7 protein-coding genes are annotated in these 5858 nt (G+C 67.0%); 4 read left to right on the top strand and 3 right to left on the bottom strand.

From position 1 onward, the window contains the following. The first annotated feature begins 154 nt into the window (after positions 1-154). Positions 155-883 (top strand): SCO family protein, encoded by a 729-nt coding sequence (locus AC1D15_RS15495; RefSeq protein ID WP_477826667.1) that lies wholly within the window; start codon positions 155-157, stop codon positions 881-883. Here AC1D15_RS15495 and AC1D15_RS15490 read toward each other — a convergent pair. Beyond that, positions 823-1719, bottom strand: coding sequence for a winged helix-turn-helix domain-containing protein (locus tag AC1D15_RS15490; RefSeq protein ID WP_197066885.1), 897 nt, complete (start codon positions 1717-1719; stop codon positions 823-825). The two genes, AC1D15_RS15495 and AC1D15_RS15490, sit on opposite strands and share 61 nt — an antisense overlap. Before the next feature lie 25 nt (positions 1720-1744). Then, the gene (locus AC1D15_RS15485; protein ID WP_477826666.1) at positions 1745-2188 is read right to left on the bottom strand and encodes a type IV pilin protein; all 444 of its coding nucleotides are present in this window, start codon (positions 2186-2188) and stop codon (positions 1745-1747) included. Between the two features lie 252 nt (positions 2189-2440). Here AC1D15_RS15485 and AC1D15_RS15480 point away from each other — a divergent pair, with 252 nt between their 5' ends. From AC1D15_RS15480 to AC1D15_RS15470, 3 genes are all read left to right on the top strand, one after another. Further along, positions 2441-3844, top strand: coding sequence for an ATP-binding protein (locus tag AC1D15_RS15480; protein WP_477826665.1), 1404 nt, complete (start codon positions 2441-2443; stop codon positions 3842-3844). An 8-nt stretch (positions 3845-3852) separates the two neighbouring features. Continuing rightward, positions 3853-4527: a response regulator gene (locus AC1D15_RS15475; RefSeq protein WP_047505691.1), complete on the top strand. Its 675-nt coding sequence runs from the start codon at positions 3853-3855 to the stop codon at positions 4525-4527. 98 nt (positions 4528-4625) lie between these two features. Then, positions 4626-5357, top strand: a complete 732-nt coding sequence (locus AC1D15_RS15470; RefSeq protein WP_047505566.1) for a response regulator transcription factor — start codon at positions 4626-4628, stop codon at positions 5355-5357. On the opposite strand, the gene AC1D15_RS15465 is transcribed toward AC1D15_RS15470, so the two are convergent. Continuing rightward, positions 5273-5845, bottom strand: a complete 573-nt coding sequence (locus AC1D15_RS15465; RefSeq protein WP_477826664.1) for a sensor histidine kinase — start codon at positions 5843-5845, stop codon at positions 5273-5275. The genes AC1D15_RS15470 and AC1D15_RS15465 overlap by 85 nt on opposite strands. Positions 5846-5858 lie beyond the last annotated feature (13 nt).

Below are 5858 nucleotides of genomic sequence, written 5' to 3'. Positions count from 1 at the left end.
CAAACAAGGATCTCGACATCTGCCACGGCCACACCGACACCTCGGTGACGCAGTACCACTACCACACGACGGAAACCTTCCCGTACACGATCGGCTGCTACCGCGGCACGCCGATCACGAGCCACAACTGATCCGGCGCTGCAAGCCCTCACCCATGATGCGCCGCGCCGCGCTCCTGTGCCTCGGCCTCGCCGTCATGACGGCGGGGGTTTCCGCCTGGTCCCTGTGGGCCGATTGGCGTCGGCCCGATTCGATCCTCGCGCACGACACGCTGCCCTTCTATGCGTCGGCCGACATGAGGCCTCGCTGGGATCGCATCTCGTCGGTACTGCGGGTTGGCGCCTTCGAATTCACGAATCACCGCAAGGCAAGCGTCGACAGCCGCCTGCTCGACAACGGCCCGACCGTCGTCAACCTGTTCTTCGCCGGCTGCGTGTCGGTGTGCCCGGTGTCGATGGACCTGCTGCGAACGCTGCAGGCCAGCTTCGGCAGCCAGGCGCCGCAGTTCGTGTCGCTGACGGTGTCACCGCTGACTGACGACGTGCGCGCGCTGGACGACTATGCCGCCAAGTTCGGACTGCCCAAGGACTGGATCCTGCTGACCGGCGAGCCCCGGCATGTGGAAGCGTGGGCGCGCCACAGCCTCTACTCCGACATCACGACACTCGGTGCGGACGGCTTGCCGCCTCACACCGAACGCGCTTTTCTCGTCGACCGCCGACACCGCATCCGCGGCATCTACGACGCGCGCTCGCCGCACGAGATGGTGCGGCTGCGCAGCGACATCGGCCAGCTCAGGCGGGAAGAGGCCCTCGTCGAGGGTCAGTCGGCCGCAGTCTCGTCCTCTTCGCCACCCGAGGACCCCACGGTCGTGATGCGGTAGCCCTTGCCGCGGATGGCCACGATCCGGACCGCATCGGCCCCGACTTCACGCAGGCGCTGGCGCAACCGCGACACATGCGCATCGACGACGCGCGAGCCGCCGATGCGGCCCACCTTGGTGGCGGGGATCACGGATTCGATGTCGGCCCGACTGACCGGATGCGGCGCGCGATCGAGCAACAACTTCAGCGTGTACAACGATGAGATTCCCAGCGAGAACGGCACGCCCCGCACACTGCAGGTCAGGCTCGCCGTGTCCACCGCCAGCTCGGTGTCGCCCAGCGCATCGTCAACGCGAACGGCACGGTCCTTCTGGATCCGCTGCCCCGCGTGACGGATCAGCACTGCGAGGGCCTCCTCATGCGCCAGGTCGCCCCAGACGTGATCGAAGCCGAGTTCCAGCGCGAGCAGGTGCACCAGGCTGCCGAATGCCGGCCCGTACAACGCAACCGACAGCACACCCGCCTCACGCAAGGTTTCGAGCATGGCGCCGAGCGGCACATCGAGGCCGTTGGCCGCAACGATCGCCATCCGGGCCGCCCCGATGCGGGGGCCTCGCACGATCACATCGGCCACCGAAGCCACGATGCAAGCTCGGCCCAGGTTGGCACAGACCCGGCGAAGGAGCGTCCGGTGCCGTTCGTCCTGTGCCACGACGTACACGGTGTCTGCAGGCGCCGGCATGTCTGCCGCACTCTCCGCCGCGCCGGTTTCCGCCACGGCGGCGCTGTTTGCAGCGGTGCCTGTCGACTCACCTGCAGGCCTCGTGCAGGCGAGGCTCAAGAGAAGCGGAGGCTCGTCAATGCGCTTGTGCAAGATATCCACGGTATTGGTCATGAAGACTCGATCGATGGCGGCAATCTCATGCCCCGCAGGAACGACCTTCCAGCGACCAGCACGGCAACGCCCCGTTGGCTGCGTTGTTCGCGTTGGGATGGGAGATCGTCCGTTGGCGCCCCTGTTCGTCGGTGCGGTACTGGTAGCCCGCCATCGGCCCATGGCCGATGGCATCGAGCGTGTAGCCGCTTCCGTCATCACTGAGTGAGCAATGCACCGAAAAATGTTCCACCTGGGCATCCGGGACCGCACATTTCCCGGACGCGCCATAGCGGTGGTCACGCTGGAACGACTTTTCCAGCTTGATGCCGACGACCGACATCTCCCTCAGCGCAGGAACGGTGCGCGAGTTCTGCACCTGCGCGTTGAAGCCGGGCAGCGCCACCGCCATCGTCGTCAACGCCACAGCGAGGACAACGCTCAGCTCGACAAGGGTGAAGCCGCGGAAAGCCGTATGAGTAGAAGCCATGGTTGCAATTTGTTGCGAGTCGGTGGGGTCGAATCATCGGGGTAACAGAATGCGTACGCCACCCAGAAGTGCTCATTTCGAGGCCCGCAAATGTCAACGATTGCGAACCCTCGTTGCCAAGCTGCCATCTCTGCACCGAGCATGCACATACCTGCGCTTTGGACCCTGTCATCGCGCCGGCCGGTGCCGACAACACCGTCATCAACCTCACCATCGACGAATCCAGCGATGCGCTTGCGAATGGTTCATCAATTGGCCCTGCTGCTGCTGGCAACGGTCAGCCTGTCCGTGCTGTGCGTCATCGTCGGCGCGCTGCTCGGCATGCGTGGCGGGGTCTCCGGCTACGTGCACGCCCGCGAGTCGCAACGGCTGAATCGTTTCGCGATCTATGTCGGCGAGCAGGCCGGTGCCCGCGGCGGATTGCCGGCGGTCGTTTCCGATGTCGGTGACATGCGCGAACTGGTCGAGGGATTTCTCGCCCGCGAAGGTGACCCGCAGGAGCGCGGCAGCGGTGTGCAGGCGAGCCGGGTCCGGCAATCGGGGTTCGCGGGTCGCATCCGCATCCTGGATGCGGGCGGCACGCGGCTCGCAGGCAGTCCCGCGGAGCCGGACGGCCGCACGCTGGACCGCGAGATCCTCGTCAACGGCCGATCGGTGGGCACCGCCTTGCTGGATCTCGGCGACGGCCTCCATGAGTCGGACGCCGCGTTCCTGCGCGGCCAGTACCTGGGTATCGCGATGGCAGGCTTCGCATCGCTTGCCGTGTCGATGGCCCTGGCCGTGCAGGTAGCCCACCGATGGAGCCGGCCGCTGGGTGCGCTGCAGGAGGTGACACGCAAGCTCGCCGCCGGCCAGTTCGAGCCCGCCGAAGCGGCATTCGACGGGCCGCAGGAGATGCTGCAGTTGTCGCACGACGTGTCGTCGATGGCGGACTCGCTGCGCCGGCTCGAACTGACCCGCCGCAAATGGATGGCGCAGATCTCCCATGAGTTGCGCACGCCGCTGTCGGTGCTGCAAGGCGAGATCGAATCGGTGGAAGACGGCGCCCGCGAACCCAACCACGCCCTCGTGATGAACCTCGGCGAGGAAATCCGCCACATGGTGCGCATCGTGGACGACCTGCACCTGCTCGCGGTCGCAGACCTCGGCAGCCTGCCATCCCACATGGTCGATCTCGATCCACTGGCCACGCTGGAATACATCACCACGAAACTCGTTCGCCACCCGTCACTGGACGGCCTGCAGGTCGAGGTGCTGCCGCCCGCTTCGCACATCCTGCGTGCCTCGTGGGATCCGGTGCGCATCGAGCAGGTGCTGCGCAATCTGTTGACCAACAGCGGCCGCTACACCTCCCGCCCCGGACGCGTGCGCGTGTGCTGGGGCGTGCGCGAGGACAGCCACAACCTGTGGCTTCGCGTCGAAGACTCGGCACCGGGCGTAGCCTCTGCCGACCTGCCCCAGATCTTCGAGCCGCTGTTCCGGGCCGACCGGTCTCGCCAACGCGGCGGAACGGGCAGCGGATTGGGCCTGGCCATCGTGCGCGCCATCGTGATCGCCCACGGCGGCACCGTCGATGCCAGCCCGTCTCCATGGGGTGGCCTGGCCATGCAACTCGTGCTTCCGGTGAAGTCGCACCAGCAAGGAGCAACCGAGTGAGCACATCGATGGACACCACCCCGATCCTCATCGCCGAGGACGACGTGAAGATCGCCGACATGCTCGGCAACTACCTGCGCGCGCAGGGCTGGCAGACGCTGGTGGTCCACAACGGCATCGCGGCGGTGAACGAGGTGCGCATGCAGCGCGCGTCGATCATGCTGCTCGATCTGATGCTGCCCGGGCTCGACGGCCTCGAGGTGTGCCGCTCGATCCGCGAATTCTCCTCGGTGCCGATCATCATGCTGACGGCGCGCATCGACGAAGTCGACCGGTTGCTCGGCCTCGAGGCCGGCGCGGACGACTATGTCTGCAAGCCGTTCAGCCCGCGCGAGGTCGCGGCGCGCGTGAAGGCGCAGTGGCGCCGCGTCACCGGCCAGTTCCGCACCATGTCGCACGGCGGCTTCGACGTCAACGAAGCGGCACAACGCATCCTGTGGCAAGGCCGCGCGCTCGACCTGACGACCTCCGAGTACCGCATCCTGCGCGCGCTGCTCGTGCGCGCCGGCGCCATCCTGTCTCGCGCCCAGCTGCTCGACGCGGTGCGACAGGATTTTCGCGACACGGCCGACCGCACCGTCGACAGCCACATCCGCAACCTGCGGCGCAAACTCGAGGATGTCCGGCCCCAAGGCTCCGGAATCATCGCGGTGTACGGCGTCGGCTACCGCTTCGACCCCTGAGGCGTCAACCCTGTTTGCCCTGTCACAACCACTCCGATTTCAGGTATGTTCAAACCCATGGTCCGTCTCTCAGTCCGGCCGATCTTCCGGGAGACACGATGAAAGTCGCAATCGTTGACGACGATCCTTCGCAGGTCGACTTGATCTCGCACGCCATCTCGAGCCTCGGGCACGACTGCCAGGGGTTCGAGCGCGGCCAGGCGCTGATTCGCCAGATGCGCCGCGACACCTTCGATTTCCTGGTGCTCGACTGGCACCTGCCCGACATGACGGGCCCGGAAATCGTGACCTGGGTCCGCAACAAGATCGAGCATCGCATCCCGATCCTGTTCGTGACGAATCGCAATGAGGAGCGCGACCTGGTGGACGCCTTGTCCAACGGCGTCGACGACTACCTGACCAAGCCGGTGCGTGTGGGCGAACTCACCGCCCGCGTGAACGCGCTGATGCGCCGCAGCTACCCTCCATCGCCGAGCGAAATCGAATCCTTCGGCCGCTACAGTTTCGACACCCGGCGGCGCATGCTGACGATCGAGGGCGAGCCGGTCGAGTTGAAGCAGAAGGAGTACGAGCTGGCGCATTTCCTGTTCCACAACGTCGGTCGGCTGCTGGCAAGACAGCACCTGCTCGAAAAGGTGTGGGGCGTGAACCCCGAGATCTGGTCGCGAAGCCTGGACACGCATGTCTCGAACCTGCGCAACAAGCTCGGCCTGAGGCCACCGTCCGGCTACCGGCTCAGCGCCGTCTACGGCGTGGGGTACCGGCTCGAAGCGCTCGACGAATCCGACTCGGTCGCGGCGGGCTCCGAATCCGCCGCCCCGTCGGTGTGAACCCCGGGCAGGTACAGGCTCATCGTCAGCCCCTGGGTGGCGGCGCGGCGCTGGCGCAGCACGCCGCCGTGGCGACGCGCCACCAGCGACACGAAACCCAGCGCGTAGTCATCGTCGGCCGGCAGCACCGGCACGCCATCGTTCGCATGGCCGGTACCCGGATCGGCCACGCCTGACGGCGTGCCGGGATCCGGCGTGGCGCCATGGTCGGTCACTTCGACGGCCACGCCCGTACCGCTGCGGACCACGGCGCACTGCAGGCTCGCCCCGCCGGGGCTGCGACCGAGCGCATGTCGCAGCAGGTTGCCGATCGCCCGCTGCAGCAGTGGCGCATCGCCCACGACGCGCACCGGCACCGGCGGACCCTGCGGCCGGCGGATCGTGACCCGGCGAGCGCGGGCGCGTTCCCACAGATCGTCGACCGCGTCGGCCGCCACCTCGTTCAGATCGAGCGGCTCGCAGCGCAGCTCCGCCTGCTGCGCCCGCACATGGCTGACTTAG

This window comes from Rhizobacter sp. P2_H2 (assembly GCF_056403375.1).
The sequence above is the reverse complement of the archived record's forward strand: the minus strand, read 5'-3'. Positions and strand labels throughout refer to the sequence as shown.